Here is a 20,588-nt window from a genome sequence, read left to right on the forward strand (position 1 = left end):
GAAAACCGGGTTGGCACTTCCCTGGGGAGAGTGCCAACCCCAACTGTAGGACGTCACTGGCACTCGGTCAATCCGAGTGCCAGCGCGCCCCGCTCTGCCCGCACCTGGGAGGATCGGGGCATGGACGCCGCCGAACTGACCCAGCTGCTGACCCCGGCGGGGATGGACCTGCTCGACCGTACGCCCTCGGTCTCGGACGGCGGCGAGATCGTCCGGGTGGTGTCCCGCCTCCGGGCCGAGGGGCACGACCCCGCACTCGTCGCGGCGGTCCTCACCCAGGCGAAGCTCCGGCAGAAGGCCCGCGGCAAGTTCGGTGACTTCGCGGCGCGCATGCTCTTCACCGAGGCCGGGCTCGAACAGGCCACGCGGCTGCAGGTGGCCGCGCAGCACGCCGGACGCTTCGCCGCCGCCGGCCTGCAGCGGGTCGCGGACCTCGGCTGCGGGATCGGCGGGGACGCGCTCGCGATGGCGGCGCTCGACCTCGACGTCACCGCCGTCGACCGGGACGAGGTGACCGCGGCGGTCGCGACGCACAACCTCGCACCGTGGCCGAACGCCCGCGTCGAGCTCGGGGACGCCGCCACGTTCGACGTCAGCTCCGTGGACGGGGTCTGGATGGACCCGGCCCGGCGGACGAGCGGGCACTCGGACACCCGACGACTCGCCGACCCGGACGACTGGTCGCCCTCGCTCGACACCGTCTTCGCCGCCGCGACGACGACCCCGACCGGCGTGAAGCTCGGCCCGGGCGTCGACCGCGACCTGATCCCCGACACCGCCGAGGCGCAGTGGACGTCCGTCGACCGCGAGGTCGTCGAGCTCGCCCTGTGGTTCGGTCCGCTCGCCCGTCCCGGAGTCCGACGTGCAGCGACCGTCATCGGTCCGCACGGCATCGCCGAACTCACGGGAGCCGCCGACGCCGAGGACGTCGAGGTCGGGCCCCTCGGTGCGTACCTCTACGAACCCGACGGCGCCGTCATCCGTGCCCGGCTCATCGGGGACCTGGCGCGGTCGATCGACGGCCGGATGCTCTCCGAGGGCATCGCCTACGTGACGAGCGACCGGGCGGTCGGGACACCGTTCGCGCAGGGGTTCCGCGTGCTCGACACGATGCCACTCGACGTCAAGCGGCTGGCGGCACGACTGGCGGCGGACGACATCGGGACCGTCGAGATCAAGAAGCGCGGAGTGGACGTGGACCCGGCCGAGTTCCGCAAGCGCCTGCGACTGCGCGGGCGGGGTCGCGTCACGCTCGTGCTCACCAGACTGGAGGGCCGCCACACCGCAGTCCTGTGCGAGCGCCTCACCGACGTGGCCGGCTGACCAGTCCGGGTGCTGCGCTGCGCTGCGCGACACACGACGACGGGGCACCGCCGTGGTGGCGGTGCCCCGTCGTCGTCCGGTGCGGTCGTCCTGCGGAGCCGCACGTCGAGCAGGTCAGGCGATGACGGCAGCCGTGCTGCTGGTGTCGTAGCCGTTGTAGTCGTCGTAGCCCCCGTAGTTCGGGTTCTGGGCGGCGAAGACCGCGAACAGGATGAACCCCACGACTCCGATCACGGCCAGCGCGGTGATGATCCAGCCGCCGATGATGCCGGCGAGGGCGAGGCCGCGCCCCTGCTCACCGGTCTGCTTGATGCGTCCGAGGGCGACGTGCCCCATGATCGCGCCGGCGGGGCTGGTCAGGATGGTGAGCGGCCCGAACAGGAGTCCGCCGAAGGCGAAGACGATCGACAGGATCGCGAGCACGCTCGTCTTCTGCTGCTGCCCGTAGGCGTACGGGCTCGAGGCCGCGTACGGGTTGTAGCCGGCCGCGGTTCCTTGCTGGGCGCCGTACGACTGCTGGCCGTACTGCTGCTGGCCGTGGGGCTGCTGGCCGTAGGGCGACTGGCTCGAGGCCTTCTGTCCGCCGTACTGGCTCTGGGACCCCGAGGGGTTCTGCCCGCCGTAGGGGTTCGACGCGCCGTACGGGTTCTGCGAGCCGTACTGGCCCTGCCCGGCCTGCTGCGAGCCGTACTGGTTCGAGCCTGCCTGCTGCGAGCCGTACTGGTTCTGCGAGCCGTACTGGTTCTGCGAGCCGTACTGGTTCTGCGAGCCGTACTGGCCCGCCTGCGAGCCGTACGCCGCGTGCGACCCGGACTGGCCGGGCGTCGCGTACGGGCTCTGCTGCGCGCTGGTCGACTGCCCGGAGGAGGCCGCACGTCCGCTCGGGTCGCCCGCCGGATCCGTGACACCCTGCGCTGCCGACCCCTGGCCGGAGGACGCGAACGGGTCCCGCGCCGCCGGGTCGTGCCCGCGCTCCGGATCGGTCGACGCGGACGCCGCAGGCTGGCTCGACTCCTGACCCGACGCCTGGTCCGGCGTCTCGTCCGGCTTCGATCGGTCGTTCTGATCGGACACGTGTCACCCCTCCCGGTGGCCGGTCGACCACCGGCACCGATCCTCCCACACGGCTCCCTGCGTCGTTCAGGAGCGGGAGCGGCCCGGGCCGGCGCCCGTCAGACCTGGACCGTGGTGACCGGCAGGGTCGAGTCCGCCGCGATGCCGAGGTCGCTCGGGGCGTGCCCCTCGGCGACGAGCCGCGCACCGACAGCGGCGATCATCGCGCCGTTGTCGGTGCAGAGGTCGAACGGCGGGATCCGCAGTGCGACCCCGGCTGCAGCGCAGCGTTCCTCCGCCACCTGCCGCAGCCGCGCGTTCGCGACGACCCCGCCGCCGAGCAGCAGCCGCTCGACACCGGTGTCCCGGCAGGCGGCGAGCGCCTTGGTCAGCAGGACGTCGACGACGGCCTCGCGGAAGCTCGCGGCGACGTCGGCGATGGGGACCTCGCGACCCTCGTCTCGGCAGCGCTCGACCCACCGGGCGACGGCGGTCTTCAGGCCGGAGAACGAGAAGTCGTAGCGGTGTGCCGCCATGTCCTTCGGCAGCGTCAGACCCCGGGGGAACCGGATGGCCGTCGGGTCGCCCTCGGCTGCCGCGCGGTCGATCTGGGGTCCGCCGGGGTACGGCAGGCCGAGGAGCCGGGCGACCTTGTCGAACGCCTCACCCGCGGCGTCGTCGATCGTCTCGCCGAGCAGTTCCACGTCGCCGACCAGGTCCCGGACGAGCAGGAGCGAGGTGTGGCCGCCCGAGACGAGCAACGCCACGGTCGGGAGTTCGATCTCGGAGCCGTCCGTGCGCAGGACGTCCGCGCCGACGTGCCCGACGAGGTGGTTCACGCCGTACAGCGGCTTGCCGGTCGCCACGGCGAGCGCCTTCGCCGCGCCGACACCGACCATGAGCGCGCCCGCGAGGCCCGGCCCGGCGGTGACCGCGACGGCGTCGAGCTCGTCGAGGGTGACCCCGGCCTGCTCGAGCGCCTGGTGCAGGGTCGGCGTCATCGCCTCGAGGTGCGCCCGTGCGGCGACCTCGGGCACGACGCCGCCGTAGCGGGCGTGCTCGTCCATGCTCGACGCGATGACGTTCGCGAGCAGGGTGGTCCCGCGCACGATGCCGACGCCGGTCTCGTCGCACGAGGTCTCGATGCCGAGCACCAGTGGTTCAGCCGCGGTCATCGAGCGCCTCCTGTCCGATCGGTCCGGGTCGAGTGGCGTCCGGCACGAGTTCGGCCCGCATCACCCACGCGTCGACGCCGTCGGGCTGGTAGTACCGCGGCCGGACGGCGATCTGCTCGAACCCGGCCGCCGTGTACATCGCCTGCGCCACGGGGTTGTCCGCGCGGACCTCGAGGAACACCTCGTGCACCCCGCGGCGACGTGCCTCGTCGAGGAGTTCCGTGAACAGCACCCGGCCGAGGCCCTTGCCGCGGTGCTCGGCCGCGACCGCGATGGTCTGCACGTCCGCGACCGGGTTGCCCGGCAGCGAGGACAGCCCGGCGTACCCGACGACCGTCGGTGCCGTGCCCTCGTCGGTGGTCTCGATGACGACGTAGTACCCGTGCGGGGAGTGCAGCTCACCGGACATCTGCGAAGCCGACCAGGCATCCGTCGGGAACGAGACCTGCTCGAGCCACATGACGTCGTCGAGGTCCTGCGGGTGCGCGCGACGGAGCCGCAGTCCGTCGGGCAGCACGGCGGTCACCGGGCCACCCGCTTCGGCGCTCCCGGCATCGTCACGTCGGGTTCGCGCAGGTAGACCGGGGTGTCGGCGGCCAGGGGTGCGCCGGAGGCGAGCCGGTCCGCGGCCAGCACCCCGAGCCTCCCGGCCGGGATGGTCGCGGCCGTCACGCGCCGCCAGTCGACGGCCTCCGGACGGGAGGCCCCCAGCACGTCGTCCAGGTCCGCCGGCTTCGCGAGTCCCGGACCTGCGACGCGCGTGCCGTCGGTGTCGTAGGCGCTCCAGGCGACCTCGCGGCGGCGGGCGTCGGTGAGGACGACGAGCGGCCCGGGCTCCCCCGTCGCGACCGCGTCGTGGCTGACGAGCGGGAGGAACGGGACGGCGCGTGCGGCGGCGAAGGTGCGGGCGGCGGCGATGCCGACGCGGAGGCCGGTGAAGGGGCCGGGACCCATGCCGGCGACGACGCCCGTGACGGCCGACGGGGTGACCCCGGCGGCGCGCAGGACCTCGTCGAGGAACGGGCCGATCACCTCGGCGTGCCGGCGGGTGTCGTCGGTCGCGCGCTCGGCGAGGACCTGCCCGGTCGTCGGGTCGACGACGGCGACGGAGGTCCCGGCGGAGGTGTCGATCGCGAGCAGCACCCGTCCATCGTAGGCGCGGTGCCGTGACGGGTCGTTCGTGCTGAGCGACGGTCCGCGGGGCAGCGGCCGCGAACACTGTCGCTCAGCGAGGACCGTGCCCGCCGGCAAGGACGAAGATGGAACTCCCCGACCAGGATCGGGCAACACCTACCGTGCCCAGCAACCATCCCCCGCCAGACGCCGCCGCCGCGCTCGGTCGCCAGCTCGACCTGCACGGACGCCGCATCCTGCGCTACCTCGCCCGCCGGACCGACCTGCAGACCGCGGAGGACATCCTCAGCGAGACGTTCGTGACGGCCCTGGTGCGGTGGAGCTCGTTCGACCCCGAGCGGCAGGAGCCGTTGCCCTGGCTGTTCGGCATCGCGACGAACCTGCTCAGCCGACACTGGCGATCGCAACGCCGGACACAGCGCGCCATGTCCCGTTCCGCCGCCCCGGAGCACTTCGAAGACGAGACCGGTGACCGCGTCGACGTACAGCGTGCCGTGCAGGCGGTGGTCCGGGAACTCGACCGGATGCGCCCCGCCGTCCGGGACACCGTGCTGCTGCACGCCTGGGCCGAGCTCACCTACGAGCAGATCGCGGAGGCGACGGGCGTCCCCGTCGGTACCGTCCGCTCCCGACTGAACCGCGCCCGCACGGCCCTCCGCGCCGTCCCGGGTGCCACCGACCCCCTGAACGGACCCCTCCATGTCTGACGACGACTTCGCCGCCCTCCGTCTGCTGCGTCGGGAGGACGTACCGCCCGAGGTCCTCGAAGCTGCCCTCGACCGTGCGCGCCACCGGTTCGACGCAGCAGCGCAGGCGGCGGCGACCGCCCCGTCGACGGAAGGCGCTGCGGCGGCCAGCACCGTTCCTCCCGTCCGTCGGCGTCATCGGCTCCGCCCCGTCCTGGTCGCCGGTGCCGCGGTCGTCGCTGCCGGCGTGCTGGTCGCCAACGGCATCGGGACCACGCACTGGTCGTCACCGGACCGCGCTGCCGCGGCCACCCTGCACGAGGCGGCCCGTGCGGCCGCGGCAGACAGGGCACCGGTCGGCTCGTACACGCGGATCGTGGAGACCGAGCGGGCACTGGGGTACGCGTCGTCGGACGGCGAGCACTACGACGAGGGCTACCTGGCACGGCGGACGAGCACGACGTGGGTGCCCGCGGACGTGACCGACACCTGGGTCCGCGAGAGCTGGTCCGAGCCGGCGACGACCTTCTACGGCGGAGCGGCCGCTCGGGAGGCCGCGGCGGACGACTACGCGACCGAGGCCCACCGCGACGACCCGCAGTGGGAGCGCGCTGCCGGCGGCGACTTCACGGTCGGGGAACTCGGCGGTGTGCGTCCGGGGACCATCGCCGTGACGGACATCGAGGGCCTGCCCCGGGACCCTGCCGCGCTCGTGCGGCGGATCGGCGCCGCACCTCGCCCGGTGGACACGACCGACGCGGAGCACGTCTTCGACACCGTCCGTTGGCTCCTCCGCACCGGGCTGGTGCCCGCCGACCTCCGTGCCGTCATGTACGAGGCCCTGGCGACCCTGCCGGGCATCGTCGTGACCGAGGAGCAGGCGTCCCTCGACGGACGGGTCGGAACCGCGATCGGACTGCCGGCGCGGACGGGGAAGGAACGCCAGGACGTGATCATCGACCGGGCGTCCGGCACCTACCTCGGCGAGCGGACCGTACAGACACAGCGCACGGGCAGCATCCCGGCCGGGGCGGTGATCGACTCGGTCGCCGTGCGGACCGCACCGGTGGACGTCGTGCCCTGAGCGGCGCGGTGCCGGAGGCCCGGTTCGCGGTCGGCGACAGACCACGGAGCTCCAGACCCACGGACTGTCGCTGGGTGCGAACGGCGCCCGGACCGGGCCGACGGACCGGGAGCACAGGCGGCACCAGCAGACTGGGACGTCGACCGACCAGCCACGTCCGGCACCGGTCGACCCGGACAGGAGGCCCGTGATGGTCGTGTACGACAGCCGACCGCTCCGACGTGTCCGCCAGGTCGTCGCCGACCTCCTCGTCCTCGTCGGTCTGGTCCTCGCCGTGGTGGTCGGCAGGGAGGTCGCCGGCTCGATCGAACGGCTCGCGTCCATCGGCACCCGGGTGCAGGACGAGGGCTCGGCGTTCCAGCGGCAGCTGTCGGCGACCGCACGGGCCCTCGCGGACATCCCCCTCGCCGGCGACGCCGTGAGTGCGCCCCTGCGGAGGGCGAGCGAGCACGCCGGCGCCGTGGCGGCCGCGGGAGCGCAGCAGCACGACACCGCCGTCCACCTGGCGCACCTCGTCGGCGGCGGCCTCACCGTCGTGTTCGTCGTGGTCCTGCTCCTCGTCTGGACGCGCACCCGTGGGCGGTTCGTCCGTGCCGCGACCGCCACCCGCGAGGTCGACCGTGGACCGGACGGGACCGAGGTCCTGGCACTCCGGGCACTCGTGGGACGCGATGCCGTGACGGCGCTCGGCCCCGGTGTCGTCGACCGGTGGCGGGAGCGGGACCCGGCGACGATCGCGGCCCTCGCCGACCTCGAGCGGCGCAGCTGCGGGCTGCGGAGCCGACCCGGTCGGCCCTGACCGATCGGTCTCTTGCCGAGCGCAGTGCTCGGCGGTACCGTTCCGGCATCGACGGAGGAGTCCCGATGCCTGCGCGCTTCGTGTACTGGATGAACGTCTCGCTCGACCTGCTCATCGAACGGGACCGCGGCGACCACAGCGGCCTCGAGGGGCCCGACTGGCTCCACATCGACGGCCCCCTGCACCGCGAGTTCAACGACCGTGCCCGCGCGATGACGATGTTCGTCGAGGGCCGTGTCGTCCGCGACATGATGGACCCGTTCTGGCCGGACGCCCGCGACGACGACTCGCTGCCGGAGTGGTTCCGCGAGTTCGGGCACATCTGGACCGACATCCCGAAGGTCCTGGTGTCGCGGACCCGGGAGAGGGCCGACCACCACACCCGGGTCATCGGCGGTGACGACGCGATCGCACAGCTCGCGACCCTGCGGCAGGAGTCCGAGGGGGACATCGCGGTCGGCGGTGCGACCCTCGCCACGCAGCTGCTCGCCGCGGGGCTCGTCGACGAGCTCCTGCTGTACACGCACCCCGCGGTCCTCGGCAGCGGTCGACCGCTCTTCGACGAGCCGGTCCCGGAGCCCCTGCTGCTCGACCTCCTCGAACAGCGCGCGTTCGACAACGGGGTCACCCTGCACCGGTACGCGGTCCGGGGAGCGACGGCGTGACGACGACGACTGTGCTGCACGCCGCGGCGTCCTGTGCGTCCGATGCCGTGCCGTGCGACGACGGTGGCGCGACCGACGTGACCGGGCTGTTCGTCACCGTGGTCCTCGTCGTGTCGGCCCTGGTGCTGCTCGGCATCGTGCTGCTCGGCCGCCAGCGCCGCTGACGCGCCCTGCACCCCCACGACCCGGACGTCGGACCCGTCGGACCCGTCGGACCCGTCGGGCGAGGGTCGAGGGCGCTCGCGGCAGGTTCGGGTCTCCGCGACGAGCGCCCTCGCGCTACGACGCCGTCGGGTACGACGCGTGGTCACGACGAGGTCAGCCCGGGAACAGGGATCGGGCATCCGCGGCCAGGGTCCGCGGTGTAGCGCGGGCGACGCTACGCCGTCTGCGCTCGATACCCAAGCGTTTCGAGCGAGTTGGCCGATCTCCGCGTGCCCCGGACGGGAGGCCCGCCCGGCGTCACGGACGTCGGTGCGGTTCACGGGCCTCCCGTCCGGCGGACGCCGGGGACCCGCCGCGGACGCCCGTCCCGGGGACGGGACACGGGTCAGAGGGTGATGCCCTGCCAACGCGGGCCGCTGCCGGTGACGACGACGCGGCGCGGCTCATCCGGGACGTCGTCGGGGTCGACGTCGTCCCCGGCCCCGACGGCACCGCCGGTCGCGCGGACGATCTCGACGTCGAGGACGCTGTCGCTGACCCCGTCGACCATGCCACGGCCCCACTCGACGACGACGATCGAGCCGTCCCAGTCGAGGTCCAGGTCGTCGAGTTCCACCGGGTCGGACAGCCGGTACGCGTCGACGTGCACCAGGTCCGGTCCGGCCGTCGTCGGGTGGGTGCGCGCGAGCACGAACGTCGGACTCGACACCTGCCCCCGCGCCCCGAGTGCTGCGCCGAGGCCGCGGGTCATCGTGGTCTTGCCGGCGCCGAGCGGCCCGGTCAGCACGACGAGGTCACCGGCGCGCAGGACCGCCGCGAGCCGTGCGCCGAGCGCGCCCATCTGCTCCGTCGTGTCCACCGTGGTGTCGAGCAGGACGGTCACGCCCGCTCCCCGCGCAGGTAGGCGCCGACACGGCCCTCGGCCGAGTGTCCCTCGTGGACACGCTGGACCCGGCTCCCGATCCGGCAGACGACCTCCTCGCCGATCGTGTCGATCGCGCTCGCCCACTCCAGGACGGTCATCTCGCCGTCCTCGCCGGTGCCGAACAGGGTCACCGGGTCGCCGACGCGGACGTCGTCGTCACCGACGTCGACCAGGAACTGGTCCATGGCGACCCGGCCGGCGATCGGGTACCGCGTGCCGTTGACCGCCACCTCGACGCGCCCCTGCGCCGCCCGCGCCACGCCGTCCGCGTAGCCGACCGGGACGAGCGCCAGGGTGGTCTCGGCGTCGGTGCGGTACGTGTAGTCGTAGGAGACGCCCGTGCCGGCGGGGACGCGCTTCGTCTTCGCGACGGAGCTCGTGACCGTCATGACCGGTGTCAGACCGAGATCGGCGGCGGTGACCCCGTCGGCGCCCGGGATGCCGAACAGGTTCGCCCCCATCCGGACCATGTCCTTCCGGAACTCCTTGCGCTCGAGCCCGGCGAGCGAGGCGGCGACGTGCTCCCAGCGGATGTCGAGCCCGAGGTCCTCGGCCTGCTCCACCATCGCGTCGAAGTGCGCCACGGCAGCTGCGTCGTCCTCGTCGGACGACTCGGCCAGGTGCGTGTACGCCGCGACGACCTCGATGCGCCCGTCGCGCTGCGCGTCCCGGGCGGCCTCCACCAGCGCCGGCCAGGCGTCGGCGGTCGCGCCGTCCCGGTGCAGGCCGCTGTCGACGCCGAGGTGCACCCGGGCCGGTCGGTGGTCGACCGCGGCCACGATGCGCTGCAACTCGGCGACGTCCGAGACGCCGAGGTCGACGCCGGAGTCGACCGCGTCCCGGAAGTCCAGGCCGGGGTCGTGCTGCCACGTGAACAGCCGGACGTCCTCGCCGACGCCGATCGACCGGAGGCGCAGGGCAGCCGGGACCGTCAGGACCCCGATCCACCGGATGCCGGCGTCGACCGCGGTCAGGGCGATGGCCTCGAGCCCGTGGCCGTACGCGTCGGCCTTCATGACCGCCATCAGCTCGACGGGGTCCATCCACGAGCGGACGAGGTCGAGGTTGGCACGGTACGCGTCCAGGTCGATGACCGCGCGGCGGAGTGGTGCGCTCACGTCGTCCTCCGTTCCACGCTGCGGCCGACCCTGGCGACCACCTCGTAGTTGATCGTGCCGATCGCGTCGGCCCACTCCTCCACCGCCGGGTCGCCGTTCGCGGGGTCGCCCCAGACCACGGCCTCGTCCCCGACGGAGACGTCGGCGTCCCCGATGTCGATGTGCATCGCGTTCATCGCGATCCGGCCGACGACCGGGAACCGACGGTCACCGATGCGGACGGACACGGCGCCTCCGGCACCGCGGTCGAACCCGTCCGCGTACCCGAGACCGATCACGGCGAGCCGGGTGTCGTGCTCGGCACGCCACGTGTACCCGTACGAGACACCGTCACCCGCGGGCACGGGGACGATCCGGAGGACCGCAGCGGTCACCCGCATGGCGGGACGGAGTCCGAGGTCGGCCGAGGTGCGGTCCGGGAACGGGCTGAGCCCGTACAGCGCGAGTCCGACCCGGACCAGGTCGCGCCGGGTCTCCGGGAGCGCCAGGCTGCCGGCGCTCGCGGCGAGGTGCACGACCTCCGGCCGGATCCCGACCGCCGCCAGACCGTCCAGTGCCCGCTGCAGTGCGGCGTCCTGGTCGAGGTCGTCCACGCGCGACGCGTTCGACAGGTGGGACATGACGCCCTCGATCCGGGTGCGGTCCCCACCGCGGGCCAGTGCCGCCGCGGTCGCGAAGAGCTCGGGCCACTCCGACTCGACCGCGCCGTTGCGGCTCAGGCCGGTGTCCAGGACGAGGTGCACGGCCGGGACGTCGGCGTCGGCCGCGGTCGAGAGCTGCTCGACGCTCGACACCGCCGGGGTGATCCCGTACCGGGCCGCGCGGCGGAAGTCCTCGTCGGGGGCGTGCAGCCACGCGAGGATGCGGACGCCCTCGTCGATCCCCGCCTGCCGGAGCGCCACCGCCTCGTCGAGGTCGGCGACGCCGAGCCAGTCCGCGCCGGCGTCGACCAGTGCCCGGGCGACCTCGACGGCACCGTGGCCGTACCCGTCCGCCTTCACCACGCCGATGACGCCCGCCGGAGCGACCTGTTCCGCGACCGTCGCGTAGTTGGCGATGACAGCCTCCCGGTCGACGGTCACCCCCGTGAACGCGCTCACGCGGCCGCTCCTTCCGTTGCGGGCCGGTCCCGGCCCTCGATGACGACGAACGCCGTCGCGATCCCGCCGTCGTGGGACAGCGAGAGGTGCACGTGCGAGACGCCCCGGTCGTCCGCGACCCGCTGGGCGCCGGCGTGCAGCGTGAGCGACGGGTTGCGCTGGTCGTCCGCGACGACCTCGAGCTCACGCCAGCTCAGCCCGGCGCTCGACCCGAAGGCCTTCACGAGCGCCTCCTTCGCGGCGAACCGGGCGGCGAGCGACGCGATCGGACGGGGTTCGCCGTCGCGCAGCTGCTCGGCGTCGGTGAACATCCGCGTGCGCATCGCGGGCGTCCGTGCGAGCACCCGCTCGAACCGTTCCAGGTCGACCACGTCGACCCCGATGCCGATGATCACGTCCGACTACTCGACGGTGACCGACTTCGCGAGGTTGCGCGGCTGGTCGACGTCCAGGCCCTTGGCCGCGGCGAGCTCCATGCCGAACATGTGCAGCGGTGCCACGGCGAGCAGCGGCTCGAACAGGGGCGTCGCGAGCGGGATCCGGAGGACCTCGTCGGCGAAGGGCAGCACGGCGGCGTCGCCCTCCTCCGCGATGGCGATCACCCGGGCACCGCGCGCGCGGATCTCCTGGATGTTCGACACGACCTTCGGGTGCAGCGAGCGGGCGTCGCGCGGGGACGGCACGATGACGAAGACGATCTGGCCGGGCTCGATGAGCGCGATCGGGCCGTGCTTGAGCTCACCGGCGGCGAAGCCCTCGGCGTGGATGTACGCGAGCTCCTTGAGCTTGAGGGCGCCCTCGAGGGCGATCGGGTACCCGACGTGGCGGCCGAGGAACAGCACGCTCCGGGTGTCCGCCATCCACTTGGCCAGCTCGGCGACCCCGGAGGCGTCCTCGATGGTCTGCTGGAGCTTCTCCGGCAGTCCCTCCAGTTCGGCGACCTGGGTGGCGATCTGCTCGGCGGTCAGCGTGCCGCGGAGCGTGGCGAGGTGCAGGCCGAGCAGGTACAGCGCGACGCCCTGCGCCAGGAACGCCTTCGTCGACGCGACCGCGACCTCCGGTCCGGCGTGCGTGTAGATCACCGCGTCGGACTCGCGCGGGATCGTGGCGCCCTGGGTGTTGCAGATCGAGAGGACCTGCGCGCCCTGCTCGCGGGCGTACTTGACGGCCATGAGCGTGTCCATCGTCTCGCCGGACTGGCTGATGGAGACGACCAGGGTGCGGTCGTCGAGCACCGGGTCGCGGTAGCGGAACTCGTGCGCGAGCTCGACCTCGACGGGGACGCGCGCCCACTGCTCGATCGCGTACTTGCCGAGCATGCCGGCGTAGGCCGCGGTCCCGCAGGCGATGACGATGACGCGGTCCACCTGCTGCAGCCGCTCGGCGATCGGGTCGAGGTCGGTCAGCGTGATCGCGCCCTCGTGCACGCGGCCGAGGATCGTGTTGCGCACGGCCTCGGGCTCCTCGCTGATCTCCTTCGCCATGAACGAGGACCATCCGCCCTTGTCGGCGGCGGAGGCGTCCCAGTTCACCTCGAACTCGCTCGGCTCGGCAGGGGTGCCGTCGAAGTGGATGACGTCGACGCCGTCCGGACGGATCGTGGCGATCTCGTCCTGACCGATCGACAGGGCCCGCTGCGTGTACGCGACGAACGCGGCGACGTCCGAGCCCATGAAGTTCTCGCCGTCGCCGAGGCCCACCACGAGGGGCGAGTTGCGACGGGCGCCGACGACGACGCCCGGCTGGTCGGCGTGCACGACGAGCAGGGTGAACGCGCCCTCGAGGCGGGCCACCGTGCGTCGCATCGCCTCGGTCAGGTCCTGCGTCTCGCGGAACTCGCGCGCGACGAGGTGCGCGGCGACCTCGGAGTCGGTCTCGCTCTCGAAGGTGACGCCCTCGGCGAGCAGCTCGTCCTTGAGCGGGGCGAAGTTCTCGATGATGCCGTTGTGGATGAGGGCGAGCTTGCCGCCGTCGGCCAGGTGCGGGTGCGCGTTGCCGTCGGTCGGGCCGCCGTGGGTCGCCCAGCGGGTGTGGCCGATGCCGGTGCCGCCGTCGGGGACGGGGTTCGCCTCGAGCTCGTCGACCAGCATCTGGAGCTTGCCGGCCTTCTTCGCCGAGGTCATGTCACCGGTGGGGTCGATCACGGCGATGCCCGCCGAGTCGTAGCCGCGGTACTCGAGACGGCGGAGGCCCCCGAGGAGGACGTCCGTGCTGCTGTTGCTGCCGACGTAGCCGACGATTCCACACATGGGACCGATCCTACGGGCAGTGCCGGGAGCACCCTGCGAGCCGCCCCGGAGGCGGGGGTAGCTTCCGACCATGGGACGCTTCGACGACATCGCCATCACCACCCTGCAGGGCGAGCAGACCACCTTCGGCTCGTACGCCGACAAAGCCGTGCTCGTGGTGAACGTCGCGTCACGCTGCGGCCTCGCCCCGCAGTACGAACAGCTCGAGGAACTCCAGCGGACCTACGGGCCGCGGGGCTTCACCGTCCTCGGCTTCCCGAGCAACCAGTTCCTCCAGGAACTCGGTTCGTCGGAGGCCATCGAGGAGTACTGCTCCGCAACCTGGGGCGTGACCTTCCCGATGTCCGAGAAGGTCAAGGTGAACGGCGGCGGCGCGCACCCGCTCTACAAGGAGCTGAAGCAGACGCCGGACGGTGCGGGCAAGGCCGGTAGCGTCGCGTGGAACTTCGAGAAGTTCCTCGTGGCGCCGGACGGCACGGTCACGCGCTTCCGGCCGACGACCAAGCCGGACGCTCCCGAGGTCGTCGCCGCCATCGAAGCGGCACTCCCCGCCTGACGGGCGGGTGCCGGACGGGCGGCCCGCTCCACCGGACCGTCGTCGCGGGCGGTTGCCGGGCCTCCCGGCTGGGTACGCTCGACCCCATGCCGATCCCGGAGACGACCGTCGCGCACCCCACTCCCTTCGTGGAGATCCCCCGGGACGAGTGGTCGCAGCTCGCGCCGAAGGAGCACCTCTCCCTCACCGAGACCGAGATCGTGCAGCTGCGCGGCCTGGGCGACCGCCTCGACATCACCGAGGTGCAGGACGTCTACCTGCCGCTCTCCCGGCTCCTGACGCTGTACGCCGCCGGCGCACGCGACCTGCACGCCGAGACGAGCCGGTTCCTCGGCGAGCGTGCGAGCCGGACCCCGTTCGTGATCGGCGTCGCCGGGTCGGTCGCGGTCGGCAAGAGCACCGTCGCGCGCCTCCTCCGCGAGCTGACGAAGCGGTGGCCGGACACCCCCCGCGTCGAGCTCGTGACGACCGACGGCTTCCTGTACCCGAACGCGGAACTCGAGCGCCGCGGGATCATGGACCGCAAGGGCTTCCCGGAGTCGTACGACCGTCGGTCGCTCCTCCGGTTCGTCAGCAACGTGAAGAGCGGTGCGGCCGAGGTCCGGGCGCCGTACTACTCGCACTTGGTCTACGACATCGTGCCCGACGCCGAGATCGTCGTGCGGCAGCCGGACATCCTCATCGTCGAGGGGCTCAACGTGCTCGCGCCGCCGGTCCACGGCCGCCTGGCCCTGTCCGACCTGTTCGACTTCACGATCTACGTCGACGCGAAGACGAAGGACATCGAGTCCTGGTACGTCGACCGGTTCCTGGCGTTGCAGGAGCAGGCGTTCTCGAGCCCGGACTCGTTCTTCCACCGCTTCGCCGAGCTGTCCCGCGAGGACGCCGTCCGCACCGCGACCGAGGTGTGGCGGGCGATCAACGAGCCGAACCTGCTCGAGAACGTCCTGCCGACGCGCTCCCGGGCGACCCTCGTGCTCAAGAAGGCCGCCGACCACAAGGTGACGAGCGTCCTGCTCCGCAAGATCTGACCGCGTCCCGCGGCGCCTGCCGTCCCCGCACAACCGAAGCCCGTCCGAACCACGCGAGCGCGCAGTTCGGACGGGTTTCTGTTGTGCGGATGCGATCCACGCCAGCGGGGCGCGAGCGCGGCCGCCGAGGCCGGCGCGTGCGGCCGACGCAGGCCCGACCCCGCGCGGCTACGCGGCGTCGAGCGTCAGGCGCGCACGCACGACGTCGGCGAGCTCCTCGGCGACGCGCTGGGCGTCCTCCTGCGAGGCCGCCTCGACCATCACGCGGACGACCGGCTCCGTGCCCGAAGGACGCAGCAGCACCCGACCGGAGTCACCGAGTGCGTCGGTGGCGTCGGTGATCGCGTCCTGGACGCCCTGGTCGTCGAGCCCGTGCCGGTCGACGCCCTTCACGTTGAGGAGCACCTGCGGGAACACCGTCATGCACGCGGCGAGCTCGCCGAGCGTCTTGCCGGTGCGCGCCATCTCCGCCACGAGGTGGAGGCCCGTCAGGACCCCGTCACCGGTCGTCGCGTAGTCGCTGAAGATGATGTGGCCGGACTGCTCGCCACCGAGCGAGAACCCGCCCTCGGTCATCTTCTCGAGGACGTACCGGTCCCCGACACCGGTCTCGAGGACCGTGATGCCCGCGTCCGCCATGGCCCGCTTGAGCCCGAGGTTCGACATCACCGTGGCGACGAGGGTGTCGTCGACCAGGCGTCCGCGCTCCTTGAGGGACAGCGCGAGGATCGCCATGATCTGGTCGCCGTCCACCGCGTTGCCGTCGGCGTCCACGGCGAGGCAGCGGTCGGCGTCACCGTCGTGCGCGATGCCCACGTCGGCGCCGGCCTCGAGGACCGCGCGCGCCAGGTTGTCGATGTGGGTCGAGCCGACGCCGTCGTTGATGTTGATGCCGTTCGGGTCGGCACCGATGAGCGTGACCTTCGCGCCCGCGTTGACGAACACCTCGGGCGAGACCCCGGAGGCGGCACCGTTGGCGCAGTCGAGCACGACGTGGATCCCGTCGAGTCGGTGCGGCAGCGTGCCGAGCAGGTGGACCACGTAGCGGTCCTCGGCGTCGGCGAAGCGCGTGATGCGCCCGACCTCGGCACCGGTGGGGGTCGGCGCGGACTGGTCGTGCATGGCCGCTTCGATGCGGTCCTCGACCTCGTCCGGCAGCTTGCGACCACCAGCGGCGAAGAACTTGATCCCGTTGTCCGGGGCGGGGTTGTGCGAGGCGGAGATCATCACGCCGAAGTCGGCGTCGACGTCCGCGACCAGGTACGCCGCTGCGGGAGTGGGGATGACCCCGGCGTCGAGAACGTCGACGCCGGCGGAGGCGAGCCCGGCTGCCACGGCGGCACCCAGGAACTCCCCGGAGACGCGCGGGTCACGCGCGAGCACGGCCCGGGGGCGCGTGCGACCGGACGCTCGACGAGCGTCCGCGTGGTGTCCGTGCGTGAGCACGGCCGCGCTCGCCTGGGCAAGACCCAGTGCGAGCGCGGCCGTCAACTCGCCGTTGGCGAGGCCACGAACGCCGTCGGTACCGAACAGACGCGGCATGCGATCTCCCGCCGTCAGGCGATCAGCGCTTCGAGAACTGCGACGCCTTGCGGGCCTTCTTGAGACCGGCCTTCTTGCGCTCGATGACGCGGGCGTCACGGGTGAGGAAGCCGGCCTTCTTGAGGGTCGCGCGGTTGTTCTCGCGGTCGATCTCGTTCAGGGTGCGGGCGATGGCGAGACGGAGCGCGCCGGCCTGACCCGAGGGGCCGCCACCCGTGATGCGGGCGGTGACGTCGTAGGCGCCGAGGAGCTCGAGCACCTTGAACGGGTCGTTGATGAGCTGCTGGTGCAGCTTGTTCGGGAAGTAGTCCTCGAGCGTGCGGCCGTTCACCGAGAAGGTGCCGGAGCCGGGGACCAGGCGGACGCGCGCGATGGCCTCCTTGCGGCGCCCGACGGCACCGCCCGAGACGTTGAGGATCTGACGGGGAGCCGCCTCCGACGCGACGGGCGCGCTCTCGGTGGTGAAGGTCTCCGGGGTCTGGTCGATGGAGTCAGCGATCTGAGCCATGAGTGTTTTCTCGTTCCTGGAAGTCGTCGTGGCCGCTGTTACTGCGAGACCTGGTCGAAGGTGTACGGCTTGGGCTGCTGCGCCGCGTGGGGGTGCTCAGCGCCTGCGTAGACCTTGAGCTTCTTGAGCTGCTCGCGACCGAGGGTGTTCTTCGGCAGCATGCCGCGGATCGCCTTCTCGACGGCGCGCGTCGGGTGCTTCTCGAGCATCTCCGGGTAGGTGGTGGCCGTGAGGCCGCCCGGGTAACCGGAGTGGCGGTAGTAGACCTTCTTGGCGAGCTTCGACCCGGTCAGGGCGACCTTGTCGGCGTTCACGATGATGACGTAGTCACCCATGTCCATGTGCTGGGCGAAGGTGGCCTTGTGCTTGCCGCGGAGGAGGGCGGCGACGTGCGAAGCGAGGCGGCCGAGCACGACGTCGGTCGCGTCGATGACGATCCAGTCGTGCTGGACGTCTGCCGGCTTCGGGGAGAACGTACGAGTCACAGGAGTGCTGCTTTCGTGTCGAGGTGAGGAGTCCGTGAATCCCACTCCGGTGGGCGTTCTCGCGGGCAGACGCCCGGCGAACGACCCGGTGGAGGGCCCATCTGACTGTCTGGCGCAACAGAGCGCGCAGACCAAGGTGAGAGCCTAACGGACGCCGCCCGCTGCGGTCAAACGGTGGCCACGACGGACGGGAGGCGCGGTGCCAGCCGGCACCGCGCCTCCCGTCCGTCAGGTGACCCGTCGGTCAGCCCAGCAGGCTGCGCAGCCAGGCGATCAGAGCGGCGATCGCCGCGAGCGCGTTCGCGATCGGGTTGCCGTGCCCCTGGCCCCCACCGTGGCCAGGGTCGCTGCCGTGTCCGGGGGTCCCGCCACCCGGCGCCGTGAGGCCGGGCAGGTCGATGCCGACCAGGATCGGGTCGTGGTCACTCGCCCGGCGGACGTCGTTGCGGTACAGGTCGGTGACGTTGTAGTCGTACCGGCTGTACTCGAGGCCGACGGACTCCACCGAGTTGATGTTCCAGATGTCCACACCGGTGACGGTCGCGAGGGCCGCCTTCGACGCGAACACGTGGTCGAGCGAACCGCTCAGGCCGTTGAACACGTAGGACCACTCGGCAGCGTCGCGAGTCGGGCCGAGGTCGGTGTAGCCGGCCTGGCGGAGGACCACCGCCGGGTCCTCCTGGCTGTACGCGTTGAAGTCACCGAGCATGAAGACCTTGTCCGTGCCGGACTGCCGCTGCATCGCCGTGGAGAACGCCACCAGGGCGTTCGACTGCGCGACGCGGGAGGCGTTCGACGCGCCCTGCCCGTCGCCCTGGTCGGCGTCCGCCGCGGAGCCGGAGCCCTTCGACTTGAAGTGGTTCGCGATCACCAGGAAGGTGTCCTTCGCGGACGGCTTCGGGGCCTTCCCCTTGCCGGGCTTCGTCACGACCGGTGCGAAGGCCTGCGCGAGCGGCTGCCGGGCGTTGGCGAACGCCGTCGAGTCGGTCAGGATCGTGGAGGCGCCGACGGTCTGCACGCGGTCCTTCTTGTAGATGATCGCGAGCCGGATGACGTCCTCGCTCGCCGGCAGCGCCGTGGGCGACCCCGCGTACGCCCAGGTGTCCTTGCCGGTCGCGGCGTTCAGCGCGGCCACGAGGGTCGCCACCGCGGCGTCACGGTCCTGGCCGAAGCGTGCCGAGTTCTCGATCTCCTCGAGGGAGACCACGTCGGCGCCCAGCCCGTTGATCGCCTTCACGATCTTCACCTGCTGCCGGGCGAGGTCGTCCGCGTTCGCGGCACCGCGGGCGTCGCAGCCACCGCGCACCGTGACGGGGTCGCCGTCGCGGTCGGTGTAGTACGTGCAGCCGGTGAGCTGGTCACCGGTCGTCGGGAAGTAGTTGAGGACGTTGAAGCCGGCGAGACGGACGTCACCGCCGACCTGCTCCGGGGCGGCGGTCCGCACGTCCGAGAAGGCCGCCGGCAGCGCCGCGGCCGGGGTGGCACCGGTGATCGGCGACGTCGGCTGGAACTTCCACGAGTCGTTGCGGTAGTCGAGGACGACGGGCTTCGTGAAGGTCGCCGCAGCGCCGACCGTCACCGGACCCTGGGTGAGCCACGAGACCGGGATCGACTGGTTCACCGCGCTGAGGAAGTTCCTGCTCGCACCGTCGTCGAGGACGACCTTGCGGGCTGCGTTGTCCGCCGTCACGGCGGCCGCCTCGGCGCTGCCCGGGCGGGCCACCTCGGTCGGCTGCAGGAGGCGCTTCGTGCCGGTCGCGAGGACGACCTCGCCGTACTGGTTCGTCGTGTAGTTGTCGGCGACCGTGTAGTCACCCTGCGGCGCGACGAGCATGCTCTCGAGCGACTCGCGCTGTGCGTCGGCGCGAGGGAAGGCGACGGCGGCGGGCAGCGGCGCGACGGCCGGTGTGGCGAGCTTCGTCAGTCCGGCGGCGCTCGAGACCGTGAGTTCGGTGAGCCCGTTGAACTCCGACACGGAGCCGGTGAGCTCGACGGCGTCACCGATCGTCACGCTGCCGGCGGTGGCGGCCGAGTAGACGAACACGGCGTCCGAGGCGGTGTGCGTCCCGAGGTCGAGCGCGCCCCCAGTGCCGGCGGTCTGGACCGTGTAGCCGGCGAAGCCGCCGGTGGCGTAGACCGCGGTGACGACGCCGGTCGTGGTGACGGTCTTGCCGACGTACGGTGATGCGTCGCCGGTGCCCTGCAGCTGCGCGATGCTGATCCGTTCGGCCGGGGGCGACGGCTCGGTCGGCGTCGTCGGGTCGGTCGGCGTGGTCGGGTCCGTCGGCTGCTCACCGTCGCCCGCGGCGTTCTCCGGCGTGACCGTCGACGTCACCCGGAAGTCGGCGGCGTTCGAGTCGGTGTCCGTCGTGCCCGCGCGGGTCAGCGCGTCGGGGACGGAGTTCGCCGTGCCGGCGGTCGCGACCGCGGTCTCGAACGTGTTCGACGTGCCGTAACCCAGCAGGTCCACGACCCCGGGGGTGCCGGCGGCGACCGGCCCGGCGGGGAGCGACAGCGCTGCGGCCTGGTTCGCCAGCACGAGGGTGCCCGTCGACCCGGAGGGGTTCAGGCCGGTGACAGAGTCGGGCTCGGGCAGTGCCACGCCGTTCGTGCCGTTCGAGCCCATCTGCACCAGGTAGGTGCCGTGCGCCGGGACGGAACCGGAGAGCTTGCCGACCGTCGGGGCTCCGGTGCCCGTGGCCGAGCGGTACTGCACCGACCAACCGTCGACGGCGACGGGGCTGTCGGTGGGGTTGCCGAGCTCGACGAACTTGTTCGTGAACGGCTGGTTCGCGCTGCCGCCCTTGAGGTACGCCTCGGTGATCACGAGCCCGGTACCGACCGGGTCGGCGGAGGCCGCGGTGACGGAGACGAGCGGGGCCACGAGGAGCGCCGTGGCAGCGGTGGCGCACAGCAGGGTGCGTCCGACGGATCTCTGCATGGCCGCACGCTACCGACCTGCGGCACCGCTCAGGTTTCCAACGGGTGAA

21 protein-coding genes are annotated in these 20,588 nt (G+C 72.4%); 8 read left to right on the forward strand and 13 right to left on the reverse strand.

Annotation, left to right across the window (positions count from 1 at the left end):
• Window positions 1–120: 120 nt before the first annotated feature.
• The gene (locus DEJ34_RS14210; protein WP_110910504.1) at window positions 121–1,323 is read left to right on the forward strand and encodes a class I SAM-dependent methyltransferase; all 1,203 of its coding nucleotides are present in this window, start codon (window positions 121–123) and stop codon (window positions 1,321–1,323) included.
• A gap of 114 nt (window positions 1,324–1,437) precedes the next feature.
• Here the strand turns inward: DEJ34_RS14210 and DEJ34_RS14215 are convergent, their stop codons facing one another.
• The 4 genes from DEJ34_RS14215 to tsaB all read right to left on the reverse strand — a co-directional run bounded on the left by DEJ34_RS14215 (window position 1,438) and on the right by tsaB (window position 4,694).
• Window positions 1,438–2,397 carry a DUF4190 domain-containing protein gene (locus tag DEJ34_RS14215; RefSeq protein ID WP_110900429.1) on the reverse strand — a complete coding sequence of 320 codons (960 nt, stop codon included), beginning with the start codon at window positions 2,395–2,397 and terminating at the stop codon, window positions 1,438–1,440.
• Window positions 2,398–2,495: 98 nt separating this feature from the next.
• Complete coding sequence (gene tsaD, locus DEJ34_RS14220; RefSeq protein WP_110900428.1) at window positions 2,496–3,551, reverse strand: tRNA (adenosine(37)-N6)-threonylcarbamoyltransferase complex transferase subunit TsaD; 1,056 nt, start codon at window positions 3,549–3,551, stop codon at window positions 2,496–2,498.
• Window positions 3,538–4,077, reverse strand: a complete 540-nt coding sequence (gene rimI, locus DEJ34_RS14225; protein ID WP_258368132.1) for a ribosomal protein S18-alanine N-acetyltransferase — start codon at window positions 4,075–4,077, stop codon at window positions 3,538–3,540. The genes tsaD and rimI overlap by 14 nt, the downstream gene beginning before the upstream one ends.
• Window positions 4,074–4,694, reverse strand: coding sequence for a tRNA (adenosine(37)-N6)-threonylcarbamoyltransferase complex dimerization subunit type 1 TsaB (gene tsaB / locus DEJ34_RS14230; protein ID WP_110910505.1), 621 nt, complete (start codon window positions 4,692–4,694; stop codon window positions 4,074–4,076). The genes rimI and tsaB overlap by 4 nt, the downstream gene beginning before the upstream one ends.
• A gap of 152 nt (window positions 4,695–4,846) precedes the next feature.
• On the opposite strand from tsaB, the gene DEJ34_RS14235 reads away from it, so the two are divergent.
• The 5 genes from DEJ34_RS14235 (at window position 4,847) to DEJ34_RS14255 (ending at window position 8,083) form a co-directional block, all read left to right on the forward strand.
• On the forward strand, window positions 4,847–5,392 hold the full coding sequence (locus tag DEJ34_RS14235) for an RNA polymerase sigma factor (RefSeq protein ID WP_181422163.1): 546 nt from the start codon (window positions 4,847–4,849) through the stop codon (window positions 5,390–5,392).
• Complete coding sequence (locus tag DEJ34_RS14240; protein ID WP_110910507.1) at window positions 5,385–6,455, forward strand: CU044_5270 family protein; 1,071 nt, start codon at window positions 5,385–5,387, stop codon at window positions 6,453–6,455. The genes DEJ34_RS14235 and DEJ34_RS14240 overlap by 8 nt, the downstream gene beginning before the upstream one ends.
• 190 nt (window positions 6,456–6,645) lie before the next feature.
• Window positions 6,646–7,254 (forward strand): hypothetical protein, encoded by a 609-nt coding sequence (locus DEJ34_RS14245; RefSeq protein ID WP_110910508.1) that lies wholly within the window; start codon window positions 6,646–6,648, stop codon window positions 7,252–7,254.
• Window positions 7,255–7,319: 65 nt separating this feature from the next.
• Window positions 7,320–7,919 (forward strand): dihydrofolate reductase family protein, encoded by a 600-nt coding sequence (locus DEJ34_RS14250; RefSeq protein WP_110910509.1) that lies wholly within the window; start codon window positions 7,320–7,322, stop codon window positions 7,917–7,919.
• Window positions 7,916–8,083 (forward strand): hypothetical protein, encoded by a 168-nt coding sequence (locus DEJ34_RS14255; RefSeq protein WP_181422164.1) that lies wholly within the window; start codon window positions 7,916–7,918, stop codon window positions 8,081–8,083. Before DEJ34_RS14250 ends, DEJ34_RS14255 begins: the two co-directional genes overlap by 4 nt.
• 386 nt (window positions 8,084–8,469) lie before the next feature.
• Here the strand turns inward: DEJ34_RS14255 and tsaE are convergent, their stop codons facing one another.
• Genes tsaE through glmS form a run of 5 tightly spaced genes read right to left on the reverse strand, consistent with a single transcriptional unit; the run spans window position 8,470 to window position 13,476 of the window.
• Window positions 8,470–8,925: a tRNA (adenosine(37)-N6)-threonylcarbamoyltransferase complex ATPase subunit type 1 TsaE gene (gene tsaE, locus DEJ34_RS14260; RefSeq protein WP_110889553.1), complete on the reverse strand. Its 456-nt coding sequence runs from the start codon at window positions 8,923–8,925 to the stop codon at window positions 8,470–8,472.
• 38 nt (window positions 8,926–8,963) lie between these two features.
• Window positions 8,964–10,127 carry an alanine racemase gene (gene alr / locus DEJ34_RS14265; RefSeq protein WP_181420293.1) on the reverse strand — a complete coding sequence of 388 codons (1,164 nt, stop codon included), beginning with the start codon at window positions 10,125–10,127 and terminating at the stop codon, window positions 8,964–8,966.
• On the reverse strand, window positions 10,124–11,227 hold the full coding sequence (gene alr / locus DEJ34_RS14270) for an alanine racemase (protein ID WP_110824214.1): 1,104 nt from the start codon (window positions 11,225–11,227) through the stop codon (window positions 10,124–10,126). The genes alr (DEJ34_RS14265) and alr (DEJ34_RS14270) overlap by 4 nt, the downstream gene beginning before the upstream one ends.
• Window positions 11,224–11,622, reverse strand: a complete 399-nt coding sequence (locus DEJ34_RS14275) for a holo-ACP synthase (RefSeq protein WP_110910510.1) — start codon at window positions 11,620–11,622, stop codon at window positions 11,224–11,226. The genes alr (DEJ34_RS14270) and DEJ34_RS14275 overlap by 4 nt, the downstream gene beginning before the upstream one ends.
• 6 nt (window positions 11,623–11,628) lie before the next feature.
• The gene (gene glmS, locus DEJ34_RS14280; protein WP_110910511.1) at window positions 11,629–13,476 is read right to left on the reverse strand and encodes a glutamine--fructose-6-phosphate transaminase (isomerizing); all 1,848 of its coding nucleotides are present in this window, start codon (window positions 13,474–13,476) and stop codon (window positions 11,629–11,631) included.
• A gap of 70 nt (window positions 13,477–13,546) precedes the next feature.
• On the opposite strand from glmS, the gene DEJ34_RS14285 reads away from it, so the two are divergent.
• Together DEJ34_RS14285 and coaA are read left to right on the forward strand one after the other, a co-directional pair.
• Entirely contained in the window at window positions 13,547–14,032 is a 486-nt protein-coding gene (locus DEJ34_RS14285) for a glutathione peroxidase (protein ID WP_110910512.1), read from the forward strand.
• Window positions 14,033–14,118: 86 nt separating this feature from the next.
• Entirely contained in the window at window positions 14,119–15,063 is a 945-nt protein-coding gene (coaA, locus tag DEJ34_RS14290; RefSeq protein WP_110824218.1) for a type I pantothenate kinase, read from the forward strand.
• A gap of 168 nt (window positions 15,064–15,231) precedes the next feature.
• Here coaA and glmM read toward each other — a convergent pair whose 3' ends face one another.
• The 4 genes from glmM to DEJ34_RS14310 all read right to left on the reverse strand — a co-directional run bounded on the left by glmM (window position 15,232) and on the right by DEJ34_RS14310 (window position 20,539).
• On the reverse strand, window positions 15,232–16,605 hold the full coding sequence (glmM, locus tag DEJ34_RS14295; protein ID WP_110824219.1) for a phosphoglucosamine mutase: 1,374 nt from the start codon (window positions 16,603–16,605) through the stop codon (window positions 15,232–15,234).
• Between the two features lie 22 nt (window positions 16,606–16,627).
• Window positions 16,628–17,113, reverse strand: coding sequence for a 30S ribosomal protein S9 (gene rpsI, locus DEJ34_RS14300; RefSeq protein ID WP_110824220.1), 486 nt, complete (start codon window positions 17,111–17,113; stop codon window positions 16,628–16,630).
• A gap of 38 nt (window positions 17,114–17,151) precedes the next feature.
• Window positions 17,152–17,598, reverse strand: a complete 447-nt coding sequence (gene rplM / locus DEJ34_RS14305) for a 50S ribosomal protein L13 (RefSeq protein ID WP_110824221.1) — start codon at window positions 17,596–17,598, stop codon at window positions 17,152–17,154.
• 244 nt (window positions 17,599–17,842) lie between these two features.
• A complete protein-coding gene (locus DEJ34_RS14310; protein ID WP_110910513.1) occupies window positions 17,843–20,539 on the reverse strand; it encodes an ExeM/NucH family extracellular endonuclease in 2,697 nt (898 codons plus the stop codon).
• Window positions 20,540–20,588 lie beyond the last annotated feature (49 nt).

The sequence above is a fragment of the Curtobacterium sp. MCPF17_050 genome (genome assembly GCF_003224435.2).
GTDB lineage: Bacteria > Actinomycetota > Actinomycetes > Actinomycetales > Microbacteriaceae > Curtobacterium.

Excerpts from the sequence above, each read along its gene's own strand:
- rpsI (WP_110824220.1), bottom strand. The coding sequence starts at position 17,113 with ATGGCTCAGATCGCTGACTCCATCGACCAGACCCCGGAGACCTTCACC.
- DEJ34_RS14240 (WP_110910507.1), top strand. The coding sequence starts at position 5,385 with ATGTCTGACGACGACTTCGCCGCCCTCCGTCTGCTGCGTCGGGAGGAC.
- glmS (WP_110910511.1), bottom strand. The coding sequence starts at position 13,476 with ATGTGTGGAATCGTCGGCTACGTCGGCAGCAACAGCAGCACGGACGTC.
- DEJ34_RS14285 (WP_110910512.1), top strand. The coding sequence starts at position 13,547 with ATGGGACGCTTCGACGACATCGCCATCACCACCCTGCAGGGCGAGCAG.
- tsaE (WP_110889553.1), bottom strand. The coding sequence starts at position 8,925 with ATGGGCGCGCTCGGCGCACGGCTCGCGGCGGTCCTGCGCGCCGGTGAC.
- glmM (WP_110824219.1), bottom strand. The coding sequence starts at position 16,605 with ATGCCGCGTCTGTTCGGTACCGACGGCGTTCGTGGCCTCGCCAACGGC.
- tsaD (WP_110900428.1), bottom strand. The coding sequence starts at position 3,551 with ATGACCGCGGCTGAACCACTGGTGCTCGGCATCGAGACCTCGTGCGAC.
- coaA (WP_110824218.1), top strand. The coding sequence starts at position 14,119 with ATGCCGATCCCGGAGACGACCGTCGCGCACCCCACTCCCTTCGTGGAG.
- DEJ34_RS14245 (WP_110910508.1), top strand. The coding sequence starts at position 6,646 with ATGGTCGTGTACGACAGCCGACCGCTCCGACGTGTCCGCCAGGTCGTC.
- DEJ34_RS14210 (WP_110910504.1), top strand. The coding sequence starts at position 121 with ATGGACGCCGCCGAACTGACCCAGCTGCTGACCCCGGCGGGGATGGAC.
- DEJ34_RS14310 (WP_110910513.1), bottom strand. The coding sequence starts at position 20,539 with ATGCAGAGATCCGTCGGACGCACCCTGCTGTGCGCCACCGCTGCCACG.
- DEJ34_RS14250 (WP_110910509.1), top strand. The coding sequence starts at position 7,320 with ATGCCTGCGCGCTTCGTGTACTGGATGAACGTCTCGCTCGACCTGCTC.